Origin of the sequence: Poseidonibacter ostreae (assembly GCF_009208075.1) — a bacterium.
GTDB classification, from domain to species: Bacteria; Campylobacterota; Campylobacteria; order Campylobacterales; family Arcobacteraceae; genus Poseidonibacter; species Poseidonibacter ostreae.
The window spans coordinates 22,046-40,529 of the sequence record NZ_WFKJ01000014.1 but is presented as its reverse complement, the minus strand read 5'-3'; the positions used below and the strand labels follow the sequence as shown (position 1 = coordinate 40,529).

The window sequence follows — 18,484 nt, the reverse complement described above, 5'->3', positions numbered from 1 at the left end:
ATTTTAATTTAGATATATATTTGATATATAACAAAGGCAAAAATTTGAGTAAAAACAATATTAAAACTTCAGGATTCTCTTTAGCAAAAAGAAAAGATATTGTAGGTGATGACTACTATGAAATCAAACAATTTAATGATTTAACAATTGCTGTTCTTTGTGATGGCGTAGGTTCTGCTGAAGCTGGAGCCCTTGCTGCTAAAAAAGTTACTCAACATATTCTTACAAATTTTCAAAATATTCCAAAAGCATGGAGTATAGAAAAAGCTATTAAAACTTTTATTACATCAATTAACTCAATTTTATATGCACAGTCTATGCAAGATTATGAACGTCCTGAATTAGTAACTACTGTTACAGTCGCAGTTATAAAAGGAAATAGACTTTATGGTGCAAATGTTGGTGATAGTAGAATTTATTTATACAGAAATAAAGAAATAGCACAACTTTCACATGACCATAATGAAGAGGGAATGGATAATGTATTAACAGATGCTATTGGTATAGATAAAGATGTTGAAATATTTTATTTTGAAAACAATATTCAAAAAGATGACAGGGTTTTGTTATGTAGTGATGGTCTTTATTCTGTAATGAGTGAGAATATGATTACAAGTCACTTAGAAAATGGAGCATATAATTTAGTAAAAAAAGCTAGTTCATTAATGGAAGAAAATCTTCCAGATGATACAAGTGCAGTAGTTTTAGAAATAAATGATACTGACGAAATTCAAAAAATGAAAGATTTAAAACTAAATATTCCTGAAAAATTAAAAAAAGGTGATGAAATAGATGGTTATAAACTAACACTATCGTTAATCCAAAATGACAGAACTTGGGTTTGTGAGAAAAACTCAAAAGAGTATGTTATAAAATTTGCACCTTATGAAGCATTAGAAAATGAAGATATATTAGATTTATATACAAAAGAAGTCTGGAATGCAAAAAGACTAAAAGCTGGGTTTTTCCCAAAATCAGTAGTACCTAAAAATAGAACTTCAAGATATTATATTATGAAGAAACTTGATGGAATTACACTAAAGCAATATCTTAAAAAAAGAACTCTAAGCGTTGATGATGCTATCACACTTACAAAAACTCTTCTAGCAATGAGTCAGTATTTACTAAAATTTAATCTTGTTCATGGGGATATAAAACCTGAGAATATCATTGTTATAAATAGAGATGAAAAAAGAATCTTTAAAGTTATTGACTTTGGTTCTATTACTGAAGTATTCTCTATTACAAATAAAGCAGGTACAGCTTCATATCTAGCGCCTGAAAGATTTAAAGAATCTGCAATTAATGAAAAAACAGAAATATACTCAATAGGTGTTACTTTATATGAAGCATTAACAAAAGAGTTTCCTTATGGAGAAATTGAGCCTTTCCAAAACCCAAATTTTAAAAATATAAAATTGCCTCAAAAATATAATAAAAATATCCCAGATTGGTTAGAGAATATTATATTAAGGTCAACTTGTGCTGATGATGAACTTCGATATTCTAATTACTCATTAATGAAATTTGAACTTGATAATCCAAATAAAGTACCAGTATTTTTTAATAAAAACACACCTCTTTTAGAAAGAAATCCTTTAAAAGTCTATAAGTTTGGTTTTTATTTTCTTTTAATACTTAACTTCATTTTAATAATGCGTTCTGTTTAAAAAGTATATTTTTTATACTATAAATTCTTAACTTTACATTAATTTACTGTACAATAATGGTTAAATATTAAACATTATAAGATTTAGGGTAAAAAAATGATAAAGTCAGTATGTGGTTATTGTGGTGTAGGATGTGGTTTAGAATTTGAAGAAAATAAACTTATTGGAGATGTAGTTTATCCAACAAATGAAGGAAAACTTTGTTCAAAAGGAATTTCAGAATTAATTAGTATTCAAACACCTACAAGATTATTAAGACCGCACATAAGAGAAGATATAAATACAGAATATAAAGTAACTTCATGGGAAGATGCAATATCTACAATTGCAAATAAAATCAAAAAAACTTCAAAAGAAAAAATAGGTTTTTATTTGTCAGGTCAACTTTTAACAGAAGATTATTATATTGCTAATAAACTAGGAAAAGGTTTTATAGGAACAAACAATGTTGATACTAACAGTAGAACTTGTATGTCAAGTGCTGTAAGTGCACATAAAAAAGCTTTTGGTATTGACTATGTTCCAGTACGCATGGAAGATGTACATATTGCAGATTTACTAATCCTTGCAGGAGCAAATACAGCGGAAGCTCATGTTGTTTTTCATAATCGTATAAAAAAAGCAAAAAAAGCAGGATTAAAAATTATTGTAATTGATCCAAGATTTACAGATACAGCAAAGATTGCAGATTTACATCTTCCTTTAAAACCAAATAGCGATATAGATTTTTTTAATTTAGTTTCAAAAAGAATTATTGATGAAGGACTTGTTGATGAAGAGTTTATAAAAACTCATGTAAATAATTATGAATTATTAAAAAATAAATTTAAAAGAATCCCTGTTACAAAAATGCTAAAAAGAACAGGATTAACAAAAGAACAATTTGAAGAGTTTTGGCTTTTATATAAAAGTAGCGAAAATATTATATCAGCTTGGACAATGGGATTAAATCAATCATCTCAAGGAGTTGATAAAAATCTTGCTTTAATTAATACTCATCTTTTAAGTGGAAAAATATTTAAAGCAGGAAATGGACCCTTTTCTTTAACAGGTCAGCCAAATGCAATGGGTGGTAGAGAAGTTGGAGGTCTTTCAACTATGCTAGCGGTTCACTTAGGTTTTGATAGTGAATCAATTAAAAAAGTTTCACAGTTTTGGAATACAAAAAAAATTGATAAAAATGTAGGCTTAACAGCTACACAAATGTTAGATGCAAATTTAGATGTACTAATCATTTGTCATACAGATCCAGTTTATCACTTACCAAATAGAAATAAAGTAGAAGAATTAATTAAAAAAATACCAATGGTAGTTGAAATGAATGCCTATGAAAACTCTGAAACTTCAGACTTTGCTCATATAAAACTTCCTGCTGCTCCGTGGGGAGAAAAAGAAGGAACACAAACAAATCTAGACAGAACAGTAACCAAACAAGAAAAATTAACTAGGTCTTCAATTGATTGTAAAGCTGATTGGGAAATTTTTCAACTACTTGCTCAAGAGTTAGGATTTAAAAATGAATTTAATTATTCATCATCACAAGAAATTTTTGAAGAGTTTCAAGAAATGACAAAGTTAAATCCACATTTAAATATGAGTGAAACTTCATATTCAAAGTTAAAAGAAGAGCCTTTTATCTGGGGAGAAAAGATTAGAAAAAACAAAGAGTTTTTCACTGAAAATAAAAAAGCAAATCTTCACTTTGTACAAAATAAACTTTTAAGTGAAAAAGCAAATCTTATTTATCCACTTATACTTCTAACAGGAAGAACAAGAGATCAATGGCATAGTGGAACAAAAACAAATCTGCCAAGAACTCTTTTAAAATTCAAAGATTTGAATTTTTGTGAAATTCATCCTAAAAATGCAAAAGCTTTTGATATTAAAGATGGAGATTTTATTAAAATTTCTTCAAGAAGAGGAGAGATTGAATCTAAAGCTTTAATTACAGATTCTATTAGAGAAGATACTATTTTTATTCCAGTTAGTCATAGAGAAATAAACTACTTAACAAATGATTTATTAGATAAAGAATCACTACAACCTGATTACAATCATTCTGCTGTAAAAATCGAGAAACTTTCATAAAGCTTAATTTTACATAAATTATATAATATAAATTATCAACATGTCTATTTTTTATATAGTTTAACTTTAATTTTACATAAAATTACTGTTAAACTACCATATATAATATATTTGGAGATTGAGAATGGAAATTTTAGAAGAAGCACATAATTTAAGAAATAAAAAAATCAATAAAATTGAGAAAATGAAATCAGAACAAAACCCTATGGATTTTATTAAATCATTCGAAGAATTTTGTCAAGGTTCATATGAAGAAACAGTAACAGACTCTCATACAAAACACTTCTTAAAATGTCTTGGATTATATGATAAAGGTACAGCTGAAACTTTTGTTATTAGAATTAGAATTCCAGGTGGTCAGCTAACAGTTGAACAAGCTCTAAAACTTGCCCAATGTTCAAAAAAATATGGAAATGACTATATTGATTTAACAACTAGGGGACAAGTTGAATTTAGGTATTTAAAATTCAATGAACTTCCTGCTTTACTAAAAGATTTACAAACAGTTGGAATATCTGCAATTCAATGTGCAGGTGACAACTTCAGAGGTGTAGTAACTTCTCCATTTGATTCATTCTCTAAAACATCTCCAATTGAAACTATGCCATTACTTAAAGAAATCCAATCAGTATTTTTAGAACAAGAAGCTTGGATGGGAACACTTCCTAGAAAATTTAATATTGCAATTTTAGGTGATAGTATAAATACTTGTAATATCTTTGGTAATGACTGTGCTTTTGCATTAGCTTCAAAAAATGGCCAAATTGGATTTAATTTATACCTTGGTGGGAAAGTTGGTGTTCAAGCAAGACCTTTAAATCTTTTTGTTAAACCAGAACAAGTAAAAGAAGTATTTGCAGCTGTAATTTCATTATATAAAACTTATGGGTTTAGAGATAATAGAAATAAAAATAGATTAACTTTCCTTTTAGATGCAGTAAGTTTAGAAGAGTTTGCAAAGTCAATTAAAGAGTACTCAAAACTTCCTTTAGAAGATGCTGGTGAGATGTTAGTAAAAGATGAATTTACACTTGATGATTCGTCTACAATTGAACTTAAAGATGGAAAAAGTGCTATTCACTTTGGTATTCCTTCTGGGATATTTTGTAGAAGTGATTTAAAAGAAGCAGCACTATTAGCACAAAAGTATGATGGAGTTATTAGATTAACGTATGAACAAAGTTTCTATATCATTGCTGATAAAGCTGGTATTGAAGATATTAAGCAATCAGAATTATATAAAAAATATGACTCTTACCATAATATATATTTTAATAATCAAATTGCATGTGCTGGAAAAAATGAGTGTTCTTTTGGAGTAATTCTTGGAAAACCAGATGCAATTAATATGGCTGAATATTTAAATAAAGAAATTCCAATTAAAGATGGGAAAGTAAGAATGTATTGGTCAGCATGTCCTAAAGGATGTGGTATTCATGGTGTTGCAGATATTGGTTTTGAGGGTGCAAAGGCAAAGGATGAAGAAGGTAATTCATGTTATGGAGTTAAAATATTCATTGGAGGGAAAGCAGCATCTTCTATTTTAGAAGCAAGACAGTTAACAAAAGCTGTAACTATGTCAAAAGCACAAGAATTAACACGTGAACTTATAAGTATCTATAAAAATGAAAAAATTGAGCATGAAACTTTTGAAAGTTTTGATACAAGAGTTTTATCACATTTAGATATTGAAGAAATTCAAACAAGAATTGGACTTTAATCATGAGTACGAATGAAACAACTCCTTTAGAAGATTTTATAAAATATAAAACTGATACTTCTATGCAATGTGGTAACTATAGTATTGATATAGAAAAACCTAAAGAGGGAGAACAATATAGATTTCACTTTGATGCAACTGCATGTGTAGGATGTCATTGTTGTGAAGTTGCTTGTAATGAGCAAAATGGAAATAGCGCAGATATAAAATGGCGAAGAGTTGGTGAAACTCAAAGTGGAATTTTCCCTAAAGTTACAAATCATTTTAATTCAATGTCTTGTAATCACTGTGTTGACCCAGAGTGCTTAAAAGGATGTCCTACAAATTCATATATAAAATTTGATAATGGTATTGTTTTTCATGATGATGATTCATGTATTGGATGTCAATACTGTACATGGAACTGTCCATATGAAGTTCCTGTATTTAATGAAGACAGAGGAATAGTTACAAAATGTCATATGTGTCATGAAAAGTTAGATGTTGGCCAAACTCCTGCATGTGTACAAGCTTGTCCAGCAGGTGCAATTGCTATTGAAATAGTAAATGTAAAAGATTGGGTAGAAAAAGATATGGCAATACAAGGTGTTGCACCTCATCTACCAAATATTGAGATTACAAAACCAACAACAAGATATACAATAAACGAAGAAGAAAATACTCAAGAAGTAACTCCAGCAGATGCCCATATAATTAAAGCAAACCATTCAGAATGGCCTTTAGTATTTATGACAATTTTAACTCAAATATCTGTAGGAGGATTTGCAACTTTAGTTTTAGGAGAATTAGTAAATTTCCTTGGGTTTAATTTAGCAAGTCCAAATATTTGGATGATGCTTGCAGTATTTATTCCAGCAGCCATAGGTTTACCATTGTCAGCACTTCATCTAGGACGACCAGGACTTGCTTATACGGCTATGAAAAATATTAAAACATCATGGTTAAGTAGAGAAGCTTTAGCACTTGGAGTTTATGCACTTGGACTTACAATTTTAATTGCTATGTTCTATTTAGAGTTTAATCAAGTACTTAAACTTATTGTAGAACTAGGTGTTTTAGCAGCAGGGGTATATGGTATTTATGCTCAATCTATGATTTATAGAATAAAAGCACGTCCTTCTTGGGATAAAAAAGAGACAAGTAAAGTATTTTTCTATGTTTCATACATAGGAATATTACTAATTACTTTAATATTAGTTTTAAATGAACAGTATACAACATCAGGAGTATTATTACCTTTTGCACTATTTCTTGGATACTTCCAATATGAAGAGTTTAATAAACAAAAAAACTTTTATAAAGATTTAAAAGAAGAAAACGAAAACTTCTACCAGTTAAATAAAACAAAGATTTTATATGAAGACAACTTCTCTAAACATAATGATTATAGAGAAAGGTCTTTAAGTATTGGTGCTTTAGCTTTACCACTACTTGCAATGTTATTACTTGCAAGTGGTAATTATTCAAGTACTATTTTAGTTTTAGGTTTAAGTATTATTATTTCATTTTCAAGTGAAATAGTATCAAGATTATTATTTTATAAAACAGCAGTGGCTTTAGGTCTTGCTGGAAATTTCTTCGCTGGGAATCAAAGGTGAAAAGCGTAAAAAAACTAAACTGCTTTAGTTTTTTAGCTTTGGAACCAAGAAGCATGTGCACTTGTGCACCTTCGAGGATAATAATTAAGGAATTTAAATGATAAATAAAGTTAAAGATTTTTTAGGACTAGATATCAAAAATGATAAATATTCCCTAGTTGATGATAAAGTATTTGGAAAAGTAGCAAAACAAAAAGCTCCTGAGAAATGGGTTCGTTCAACTTGTGGATATTGTGGAGTTGGATGTGGCTTATATATTGGTGTTAAAGATGGAAAGCCAACTTATACTAAAGGTGACCCAGCACATCCTGTAAATATGGGAACACTTTGTCCAAAAGGTTTAAGCGAGCATGAAATGGTTCAAAGTTCAAATAGATATACAAAACCAATGATTAGAAAAAATGGTCAATTAGTTGAATCTACTTGGGATGAAGCTTTTAAAACTACTAGTGATAAGTTTAAAGAAATACAAGCCAAACATGGAAACGGTGCTGTTTCAGTTGTATCAACGGGTCAATTATTAACAGAAGAGTTTTATACTCTTGGAAAATTTGTACAATTAGGCCTTAAAACAAATAACTATGATGGAAATACAACACTTTGTATGGCAAGTGCTGTTATGGGATATAAACAAACTTTTGGAAGTGATGGACCAGTTGGATGTTATGAAGACTTTTCCTATGCTGATACTATTATGTTAATAGGTGCAAATATTGCAGATAATCATCCTATTTTAAAACTTCATATTGCAAAAAACAAAAAGATTACAGGTAAAAAACCTAAAATTATAGTAATTGACCCAAGATTTTCAAAAACTGCAAAAATGGCAGATATCTTTGTACCTATAAAACCACGAAGTGATTTAGCACTTATGAATGGACTTTGTCACATCATCTTAGAGCAAGGATGGGAAAATGAAAAGTTTATAAACGAAAGAACTACTGGATATAAAGAGTTTAGAAAACATATTATGGCTAATTATTCTCCAGCAGAAGTAGCAATTACAACAGGAATTGAAGTAAAAGAACTTTATGAATTAGCACGTGTTTATGCTAAATCTCCTGCTGCTATGTCTGCTTGGACAATGGGTGTTAATCAAAGTTCACTTGGTACTGATACAGTAAGTGCTATATGTAATCTTGCTCTTATTACTGGAAACCTAGGAAGAAAAGGTGCAACTGCTTTATCAATTACAGGACAATGTAATGCAATGGGTACAAGAGAGACTGGATTTACTTCTTCAATTCCTGGATATAGAAATTTTGCATCTTCATATGATAGAGAAGAGTATGCAACAATTGTAAATGTACCTGTTGAAGATGTACCACAAAAAAGAGGTTATTCATATCCACAGATTATTGATGCAATTGAAGCAGGTGAAATAAAAGCCTTATGGTTAGTAGCAACTAATCCTTTAGTATCCTTTCCAGATCAAAAGAAATTAAGACGTGCTTTAAATAAATTAGAACTTCTAGTAGTTCAAGATGCCTTTAAAAGTGAAACTGCTTTTAAAGCTGATGTTGTTTTTTCTGCTAGTACTTGGAGTGAGAAAGAGGGAACTTATACAAATTCTGAGCGACGTTGTAACCGTGCAAAAAAAGCAGTTGAACCATTAGGACAGACTAAAAGTGATTTTGATATTGTTCTAGAATTTTCTAAATACTTTGAAGGTGTAAATGAGCGTTTATATCCAAATTGGGAAAAACCAATTGATGCTTTTAATGAATGGAAAAAAGTAAGTGAAGGTAGACTTTGTGACTACACAGGTATGACTTATGAGTTAATAGAAGAACTTGGAGGAATCCAATGGCCTTGTAATACAGCTAATCCAAAAGGAACTCCACGATTATATAGTGAGGATATGCCATGCCCTACACCTGATGGAAAAGCAAAACTATTAGCTCTGGATTGGCTTCCTATGAGTGAACCACAAAATTCATCTTTTCCTCTTATTCTAAATACAGGTAGAACAGTAGAGCAATGGCATACAAGAACTAAAACAAAAACTATTTCAATACTAAATGATTTAGCACCTGAAGCATGGATTGAAATTAATCCTCAAGATGCTTTAAAACTTGAAGTAAAAAGTGGTGATAGACTAGATATTTCTTCAATTAGAGGAAAAATTAAAGATATTATTGTTAGAGAATCACAAAATGTAAGAGAAGGTAATATCTTTGTGCCTTTTCATTATAATGAACAACTAATCAATACTATTACAAAAGCAGAGTTTGACCCAAAATCTTTTGAACCAAATTATAAACAATGTGCAGTTCAACTTCATAGTATTAAAGTTCCAGATGGTATTAAATTTGCTGAAGAAGAGATTGCTGGAGAAATAGAACATGTTCATATAAAACATGAGACACCTTTGGTTCAAGAAGCTTTTAAAAGTGTAAAATAGAAGATTAAAAGTTTAAACTTTTAATCTTCTTTTATTTATATTTTAATTATCGCATATGAAATTAAATATAATTAAACTAATTAATTTAATGTAAAATAAAGCTTTAAAAGACTTATCCTACTATTTATTCCTACATAAATATATAAATTAATTAAAAGTTAAGCTAATGAATACTTTTTATACAATATTTTTCATCATAAATCCTTCATTTCTGTCATACTATTTATATAAGAGTTAGAAGGAAGATTTATGAAAGAGAAACTAATAGTTATTGGTAATGGAATGAGTGGTTTAAGAACCATAGAAGATTTATTTGATATAAAAAAAGATAAGTATGATATTACAATTTTTGGAGAAGAACCTCACGTAAATTATAATAGAATCATGTTATCTTATCTTTTATCAGGTGAAAAGACTTTTGAAGAAACTATCATCAATCACCAAACTTGGTATGATGAACATAATATCACCTTACATAAAGGTGATAAAGTAGTTAAGATTGATAAAGAAAATAAAAAAGTAATTTCTCAAAATGGTAAAGAACTTTCTTACGATAAATTACTAATAGCTACTGGTTCAAACTCTTTTATACCTCCTACACCTGGAAGTGAACTAGAAAATGTTATTGGGTTTAGAACAAAACTTGATAGTGATACAATCTTAGATTTAATATCTAAAGATAAAACAGCAGTTGTTGTAGGTGGTGGACTTTTAGGTCTTGAAGCTGCCTATGGTATTGCAATGCATGGAATTAAAACTATTTTAGTTCATAGAAGTGGCTCTATTATGAGTCAACAACTTGATTCTACTGGTGGTAGACTTCTACAAAAAAATCTTGAATCTTACGGAATTGAATTTAAACTAAATACTACAATTGAGAAAATTGAAGGACAAACAAAAGTTGAAAGTGTAACTTTTACTGATGGACAAACAGTTGAGTCAAATATCGTAGTATTTGCTACAGGTATTATTCCAAATAAAGCACTTGCAATTGAATCTGGACTTGATACTAAAAAAGGTATTTTAGTAAATGACCACCTTCAAACATCTGATGAAAATATTTTTGCTATTGGTGAATGTGCAGAGCATAATGGTAATACTTATGGTTTAGTTGCACCACTTTATGAGCAAGCTAAATTTTGTGCTAAAAAATTAGCAGGAAAAGAAAGCGATGGATATAGTGGTTCTACACTTTCTACAAGATTAAAAATTTCAGGTGTTGATTTATTTTCAGCAGGTGATTATTTAGGTGATGAAACAACTGAAGAGTTAATTCTTTTAGATGAAAAAGTTGGAGTTTATAAAAAACTTGTAATTTATGAAGACAAAATTATTGGTATTGTTTTATATGGGGATACAGTAGATGCTTCGTGGTATTTAAAACTTCTAAAAGAGCATACTGATATTAGTGATTTAAGAACTAAAATACTATTTGGTAAATCAGCACTTTCAGGTGATGCAGGTCATTGTGGTAATGATATAAAAGCTATGAGTGACGATGAAGAAATCTGTGGTTGTAATGGAGTTACTAAAGGTGATGTTGTTTGTGGAATTAGAGATAATGACTTAAAAACATTAGGTGAAGTAAAAGCATGTACAAAAGCTGGTGCTTCATGTGGTTCATGTTTAGGTATTGTTGAACAAATTCTAGTTGATACTTTAGGTGATGAGTATAATGATACCGTAGAGGGTATTTGTGACTGTTGTGATGTTGGACATAAACAAATCAAAGAGTGTGTAAATACAAATGAGTTTGATAATGTTTATGATGTATTTAGAAAACTTGATTGGAAGACTGAAGATGGTTGTACTAAATGTAGACCAGCTGTAAACTACTACTTATTAGTTAAATATAATGATGATAAATATAAAAATGATAAAAGATCATTATTAGTAAATGACAGAGTTTTTGCAAATATTCAAAAAGATGGAACATATTCAGTGGTTCCTAGAATTTGGGGTGGATTAACTTCACCACAAGAGTTGAAAGATATGGCAGACATTGCTGTTAAGTATGATGTTCCAACTGTTAAATTCACAGGAGGGCAGCGTCTTGATATGCTTGGAGTTCGTAAAGAGCAATTAGAACCTATGTGGAAAGATTTAAATGATGCTGGTTTTGTATCTGGTCAAGCTTATGCAAAAGGTTTAAGAACAGTTAAAACTTGTGTTGGTAACCAATGGTGTAGATTTGGTACTCAAGATTCTATGCAAATGGGTGTTGATATTGAAAAAATGACTTGGGGTTCATGGACTCCACATAAGTTTAAAATTGCAGTATCAGGATGTCCAAGAAACTGTGCTGAAGCTACTATTAAAGATATTGGTGTAATTGCTGTTGATTCTGGATGGGAAATTCATATTGCAGGAAATGGTGGTATTAAAGTTAGAGTTACTGATTTCTTTACAAAAGTAGCAACAGACGAAGAGTTATTCCACTATATCAAAGCTATTATGCAATTTTATAGAGAAGATGCATATTACTTAGAAAGAACTGCTCATTGGGTTGAGAGAGTTGGTTTAGAGTATGTTAAAGATGCATTATTAAAAGATAAAACAAACCTAGATTATTATGCAAAAAGATTTGATGAATCTCAAAGAACAGCTCAAGTTGATCCATGGGAAAAATCAAGAAAAGATGGCTTTACAGATGAATTTAGTCCAATAGTAATAGCACCTGAAAACTCAGAAAGTTTTGAAGCAAAGGAAACAATATAATGGCAAAATGGATAAAAATAACAGAGTGTGAAAATATCCCATCAATGGGTTCAAGAGTAGTTCAATATGGCGATATTGAAATTGCAATTTTTAAAACAAGAGATGATTCAATTTTTGCTATTAACAATGAATGCCCTCATAAACAAGGAAAACTAAGTGAAGGGCTTGTACATGAATCAGTTGTAACTTGTCCTATGCATAACTGGGATATAGACCTTGCATCTGGAGAAGTTCTAGGAAATGATAGCGGATGTACAAATGTTTATGAAAGTAAAATAGAAGCTGGTATTTTTTATATAAATATATAACACCTGTTTATATTATAAACAGTTTTATAGACGAATAATCCTGTATTAACTATATAATTATATAAAATTTATACAGGATTATAAAATGAAAGAGTTTATAGAAACATATAAACAACATCAAGAAGAAATAGAGTTCTTTTTACAAGAAAGCGTTAGAAACCTTGGGAGTTTAAAAACTCATAAGAAAAATGAATTTTCAGAACTATTTAATCTTTTTCCCTCATTAGAACTTATTTATTTTACAAATAAAGATACTAAAATCCAAACATCACCAAACTATTATAGAAGTAAAGTTGCATTTGAAGCAAAAGATAAAAATAGATCATATCTAATTTCAAAACTAGAGTTTAAGGGTGAAAATATTGCTTTTTCAACACCATATATTTCTATTGCTACAAGAAATAACTGTGTGACACTTACAATTAAAGAAGATGATGAAATTATCTTTTTAGATTTTAGGATTGATATCCTACTTGAAAAGCTAAATTTACTTGAATTAAATAAACCTTTTCATGCAGTAACAAAAGGTTTTTATATTTTTGCAGGTTTTTCTATGATGGCACTTGCAATAATTACTATTGTATTTTCATTATATGATTTTATCTACTATTTATTTATAAAAAATGATTTATCTCTAGAAATGATATTTAAACCAATAATTGCATTAACTCTTAGTATTGCCATTTTTGATTTAGCAAAAACCATACTAGAGCAAGAAGTATTTTTCAAATCTTATTCAAAGAATTCAAAAGTTGAAACGAAGATATTGACTAAATTTTTAAGTACAATTATTATTGCTTTATCAATTGAAGCACTTATTGTGGTATTTAAAATTGCATTAAATGATTATGACAAGATGATAAATGCCTTTTATTTAATTGCTGGTATTTCTTTGATTTTAATATCACTTACAGCATTTACTCACTTTTCAGGGAAGAAAAACAAATAATTATAGGAAAAAATAATAAAATCTAGATTTTTTATAAGTTCTTTACTTTTTAAGTATATAATTAAAAGATAACTTAAAGGTGAGCTTATGAAAAATATGGTTTTAGCATTACTCTTTTTTCTTTTTACAAGTAATTTACTTTCTGCTGATAAAATCAAAGCATTAATGCCCTCAAGTTTCTTACCATATTTTACAATTGATAAAAATGGTAAACCAGCAGGGTTTGCTGTTGAAGTTTTAAATGAAATTGCAAAAGATGCGAACTACGAAATTGATTATATAATAAAACCAAATTATGTAAATGTTGAAGAAGCATATTTATCAAATGAAGGCGATTTAATTGTTGCTAGTGGAATAAGTGAAAAAAGAAAAAAAGTATCTATATTTACAGACCCTATTTCTTCTTTACATATAAAAGCTTATAAAAGAACTGATTTTGATATTAATTCCCTTGATGAAATTAAAAATCACAGATTAATTTTAAAAACAAATAATATTACAGTATCACTTTTCAAAAACCCAAAAAAAGACAAAGTAAGATTTGTAGATAGTAAAGAAGAAGGTTTATTATCTTTATTTACAGGACAAGGTGATGTTTTTGTTTTTAATGACTACCCACTTGAAAAACTTATAAAACAACTTGCTTTTGAGAATAAGATTAGCTCTTTTGGAGAGAAGATACATCAAGTTGATTTTGCAATTAGAATTCAAAAAGATAAGATAAATATACAAAAAAGGTTAAATGACTCTTTAATTAAATTTAAAACTACTAAAAAATATCAATATCTTTATAATAAATGGATGCTAGATAAAGTAGTTGAAGAACCTAAAGAAGAAATTAATTTTACAGAAGAAGAAAAACAATGGATTCAAGAGCACCCTACTCTTACAGTAGGCCATTCAAGTAAATTTGAGCCACTATTTATTAAAACACCTAATGGAAAATTTGAAGGAGTTATTCCTGAAATTTACAAACTATTGGAAGACAAAATTGGAGTAAAATTTAAATATATAGAAGATAATTGGTTTAATATTCATAAAAGAGTTTCCAATAATGAAATTGATATTGTTGGAATGATGAATGACAAAGCTGTAAAGCAAAAAAACCTTTTAAAAATTGATAAATTTTTCACCTATCCTTTTACAATTTTTTCAAAGAAAAATGATAAAAGACAAATAAACTCTATGGAAGATTTAAAGGGTTTAAAAGTTGCTTACTATAAAGAAATAATTGTAGTTGACGAGTATTTAAAAGATTTTAAAGGTATAGATACGCTAAAAGTAAATAGTCCAATAGAAGCTTTTCAAGCTGTTTTAAATAATAAAGCGGATGTTGCAATTTCTTTTGAAATGCATAGTTATTTACTAAATAAATATTCTATTTTAGGATTAAAAGTTTCTCACTATCTAAAAGAGGGCTTTACACATTGGGTTCCTGCTGTTGCATCAAATTCTTTAATACTACAATCAATACTTTCAAAAGCAATAAAGACTATAAGTATTCAGGATCATAATAAGATTCTTAGTAAATGGTCTTATAGAAATGAAGACTTAAGAAAGGTCTATAATCTAAGTAATGATGAGTTTTTATTTTTACAAAATAAAAAAGATTTTACTGTATGTACACAATATAACTCTTATCCTGTATCTGCTGTTTTAAACAAGGAACTAATAGGAGTAACAGGAGATCTTTTCAAAAAGATTTCTAATAAATTAGAGATTAATTTTAAAGCTATTGATGTAAGTTCAAATGAAGATTTAAATAAAAAAGTTAAAGAAGAAAAATGTGATTTTGTATCAATTGTTATACAAAATCAAAAAAGATTTAAAAATATAAAACCTTCTCAAACCTTTTCGGCATACCCTTTTTCAATTGTTGGTAATTTAAATCAAGAGTTTGTTGGAAATCCAATAGCATTAAAAGATGCAACAATCTTAGTACGATTTGGAATTTATAAAGAGTTAATAAGAAAAACATATCCATATTTAAACGTTGTAGTTGAAAACGATTTAGATAAAGCAATGGAAAAAGTAAGTAAAAATAACAATTTTTATATCTCTAGTATAGAGCCAAATTCAAATAATTATATAACAAGATATGGTTTTGATAAATTCAAAGTTACAGCTTTACTTCCAAATACTGTTTTTGAATCTGCAATAGGAATAAATGAAAACCTTCCACAAATGGAAACAATTATAAATAAAGTTTTAGATACTTTTACAGAAAAAGAAATAGATGATATATATAATAAATATGAAATAAAAGAGTATAAAGTAAATGTTGATTATAAATATCTTTGGTTCATCTTTTTTATATCTTTAATTATAATTACTCTTATTTATATGAAATATTTCTTTAATAAAAAACAAAAAGAGAGAATTGAACAATTAAATAAAAAATTAAATGTAGCTACAAACAGTGCTAGTTTAGGTGTTTGGGAATGGGATATTAAAAATGAAATTTTAATTTGGAATGATTTGATGTATGAAATATATGAAATTGAGCCTAATACATCTACTAATAGATATGATTTGTGGAAAAATTCTTTAAGTTCCGATTGTAAAAAGAGAGCAGAAAAAGAGATATTTCAAGCACTTGAAAATCATACAATATTTGATACAGAATTTAAGATAAATACAAAAAGTGGAATTAAATATATTGATGCATATGGAAAAGCCACTTATGACAAAAATGGAAATGCAATAAATATGATAGGTATTAATATTGATATTAGTGAAAAGAAAAAACTAATTGAAGAATTAAGTACTAAAAATAAAGCACTAGAACATGCTCAAGTGGAAATAAAAAATAGTTTATTTAAAGCAAATTATGAAAAAGAAAAAGCACAATCAGCTTATGAGGAAGCAAGTGTTGCAGAAGAAGAAGCGATATCTTCTCAAAGAGAACTTATTAATATGCATGAACAATTAATAAAAGCAAGTAAATCAAAATCTGATTTCTTAGCAAACATGAGTCATGAGATTAGAACTCCACTATCTGGTATTATGGGAATTACAGACATCATGCTAGAAGATGATTGCTCAGCATCACAAGAAAGATATCTATCTATTATCAAGAAGTCTTCTATAAGTTTAAAAAATATAATTAATGATATTTTAGATTTTACAAAAATTGAAGAAGGAAAATTTGATATTATTAATAGACCTTTTAATCTAGAAAAAATGATTGATTCAATAAAAGATATGTTCAAAGTAAATTTAAACCATAGAAATGTAGAGTTTAAACTCTTTATACAAAATGGTATCCCTACTAATATTATAGGAGATGAATTACGAGTTACTCAAATACTAAATAACATTATTGGAAACTCTTTAAAGTTTACAGAAAAGGGATATATAAAACTATCAATTAGAGAACTTAGTAGAAGAAGAAATTTACTTAAACTAAAATTTATGATTGAAGATACAGGTATTGGAATGAGTGAAGAGATAACAAATATAATTTTTGAATCTTTTACTCAAGGTGAATTATCTAATACTAAAAAATACCAAGGTACGGGTTTAGGATTAAGTATCTCTAAAAACTTAGTTGAACTTATGGGTGGTAAAATTTGGTTTGATTCTGTTCAAGGGCAAGGTACTACATTTTATTTTACTATTGATTTTAGAATAGATAAAAATAAAAAAGAAGAAGAAATTATAATAAATCAAGAACTAAATGTACTAAAAGAGAAGAAAAATGCTTTAGTTGCTGAAGATAGTAAGGTAAATCAAATTGTAATTAATGGATTACTTACTAAATATGGGTTTAATGTTGATATAGCAAATGATGGAGAAGAAGCTTTAGAATTAGCAAAAACTCGTAAATATGATATTATTTTTATGGATATACAAATGCCTAAATTAGATGGTCATGAAGCAACTAGATATATTAGACAATTTGATATAGATATTCCAATAATTGCTGTAAGTGCTGCTGTATTACCAGAGGATAAAGAAAACTCTTTAAATGCAGGAATGGATAACCATATAAGAAAACCTATTGATAATATTGAACTTTTAAATGAGATTGCAAAATATTTTGAATTGACAAAAAAAGAGAAGAAAGAGAAAAAAAGCACTATAAATTCTCTTAATTTGAAGTTTATAGCTTTAAATAGTTTATTAAAAGATTTAAGCCTTGAAGAGAATGAAGCCTTTTTACTTCTTCAATCTTTCGTAAAAAGTAATAAGAATTTTGATACAAAGATAAAAGGATTAGCCTTTAATTCAAAAGAGTTCAAAGCAATGATTCATAAGTTAAAAGGAAGTTGCGGTAATCTAAAAGTTGAAGAACTTTATTCTTTATGTGTAGATATAGAAGAGAGTAAAATTGAGTTTTTAAGTGTTCCGTTAAACCTTTTAATTGATAGATTAAATGAATTTATAAAAGAGATTGAAGAGAAAGTAGTACCTTTAATTAAAAAAGATATAGTAAAAGAAGAAGTTTTAAAAGAGCATATTACTTCTTTAATTGATGATTTAGATAATTTTAAATTTATAAAAGAACAAAGGTTTTTAACTTTATATGATTCTTTAGAAGGGATTATCAATATAGAAGTTATTCAAGATTTAAAAGATTCTAGGAAAAACTCTTTAAATAATGAAACAATAAGACTTTTAGAAAATATTTTAAGTGAATTAAAAAAGGATGAGTAATGCTTGAGTCAATTTTATACGTTGAAGATGAAGAGATAACTGCACAAATGATTGGTGAGATATTAAATGATTATTGCGAAAACCTTTATTTTGCGCCTAATGGAAAAATAGGTCAAGAGATTTTTAAAAAGAAAAAACTAGACCTTATTATTACAGATATACAAATGCCAATAATGAATGGTATAGAAATGATACAAAAAATAAGAGAAGAAGATAAAGATATTGTAATTGTTTGTACAACTGGCTCTTGTGAAATAGAACTTCAGAAAAGTCTATCAAATCTAAATGTTCATGCAAATATAAAAAAACCTATTAATATACATACATTAATAGAATTTATAAAGTCAATGGAAGTATAAAACACTTATAA

Annotated in this window: 10 protein-coding genes; all 10 read left to right on the top strand. The window is 28.1% G+C overall.

All coding sequences use genetic code 11. The features are described 5' to 3' along the window. The first annotated feature begins 44 nt into the window (after positions 1-44). Positions 45-1,670 carry a protein kinase domain-containing protein gene (locus GBG18_RS06230; RefSeq protein WP_152189412.1) on the top strand — a complete coding sequence of 542 codons (1,626 nt, stop codon included), beginning with the start codon at positions 45-47 and terminating at the stop codon, positions 1,668-1,670. 96 nt (positions 1,671-1,766) lie between these two features. Further along, positions 1,767-3,758, top strand: coding sequence for a molybdopterin oxidoreductase family protein (locus GBG18_RS06225; RefSeq protein WP_152189410.1), 1,992 nt, complete (start codon positions 1,767-1,769; stop codon positions 3,756-3,758). A gap of 124 nt (positions 3,759-3,882) precedes the next feature. Next, positions 3,883-5,478, top strand: coding sequence for a ferredoxin-like domain-containing protein (locus GBG18_RS06220; protein WP_152189408.1), 1,596 nt, complete (start codon positions 3,883-3,885; stop codon positions 5,476-5,478). A 2-nt stretch (positions 5,479-5,480) separates the two neighbouring features. Further along, positions 5,481-7,076: a DmsC/YnfH family molybdoenzyme membrane anchor subunit gene (locus tag GBG18_RS06215; protein WP_152189406.1), complete on the top strand. Its 1,596-nt coding sequence runs from the start codon at positions 5,481-5,483 to the stop codon at positions 7,074-7,076. Positions 7,077-7,173: 97 nt separating this feature from the next. Next, positions 7,174-9,480: a molybdopterin oxidoreductase family protein gene (locus GBG18_RS06210; protein ID WP_152189404.1), complete on the top strand. Its 2,307-nt coding sequence runs from the start codon at positions 7,174-7,176 to the stop codon at positions 9,478-9,480. Between the two features lie 249 nt (positions 9,481-9,729). Beyond that, positions 9,730-12,198 (top strand): nitrite reductase large subunit NirB, encoded by a 2,469-nt coding sequence (gene nirB, locus GBG18_RS06205; RefSeq protein WP_152189402.1) that lies wholly within the window; start codon positions 9,730-9,732, stop codon positions 12,196-12,198. After that, positions 12,198-12,506: a nitrite reductase small subunit NirD gene (gene nirD / locus GBG18_RS06200; protein WP_152189400.1), complete on the top strand. Its 309-nt coding sequence runs from the start codon at positions 12,198-12,200 to the stop codon at positions 12,504-12,506. Before nirB ends, nirD begins: the two co-directional genes overlap by 1 nt. Positions 12,507-12,591: 85 nt before the next feature. Beyond that, positions 12,592-13,455, top strand: coding sequence for a hypothetical protein (locus tag GBG18_RS06195; RefSeq protein ID WP_152189398.1), 864 nt, complete (start codon positions 12,592-12,594; stop codon positions 13,453-13,455). A gap of 87 nt (positions 13,456-13,542) precedes the next feature. Beyond that, complete coding sequence (locus tag GBG18_RS06190) at positions 13,543-18,114, top strand: transporter substrate-binding domain-containing protein (RefSeq protein ID WP_152189396.1); 4,572 nt, start codon at positions 13,543-13,545, stop codon at positions 18,112-18,114. Beyond that, positions 18,114-18,473, top strand: a complete 360-nt coding sequence (locus GBG18_RS06185; RefSeq protein ID WP_152189394.1) for a response regulator transcription factor — start codon at positions 18,114-18,116, stop codon at positions 18,471-18,473. The genes GBG18_RS06190 and GBG18_RS06185 overlap by 1 nt, the downstream gene beginning before the upstream one ends. Positions 18,474-18,484: the final 11 nt, after the last annotated feature.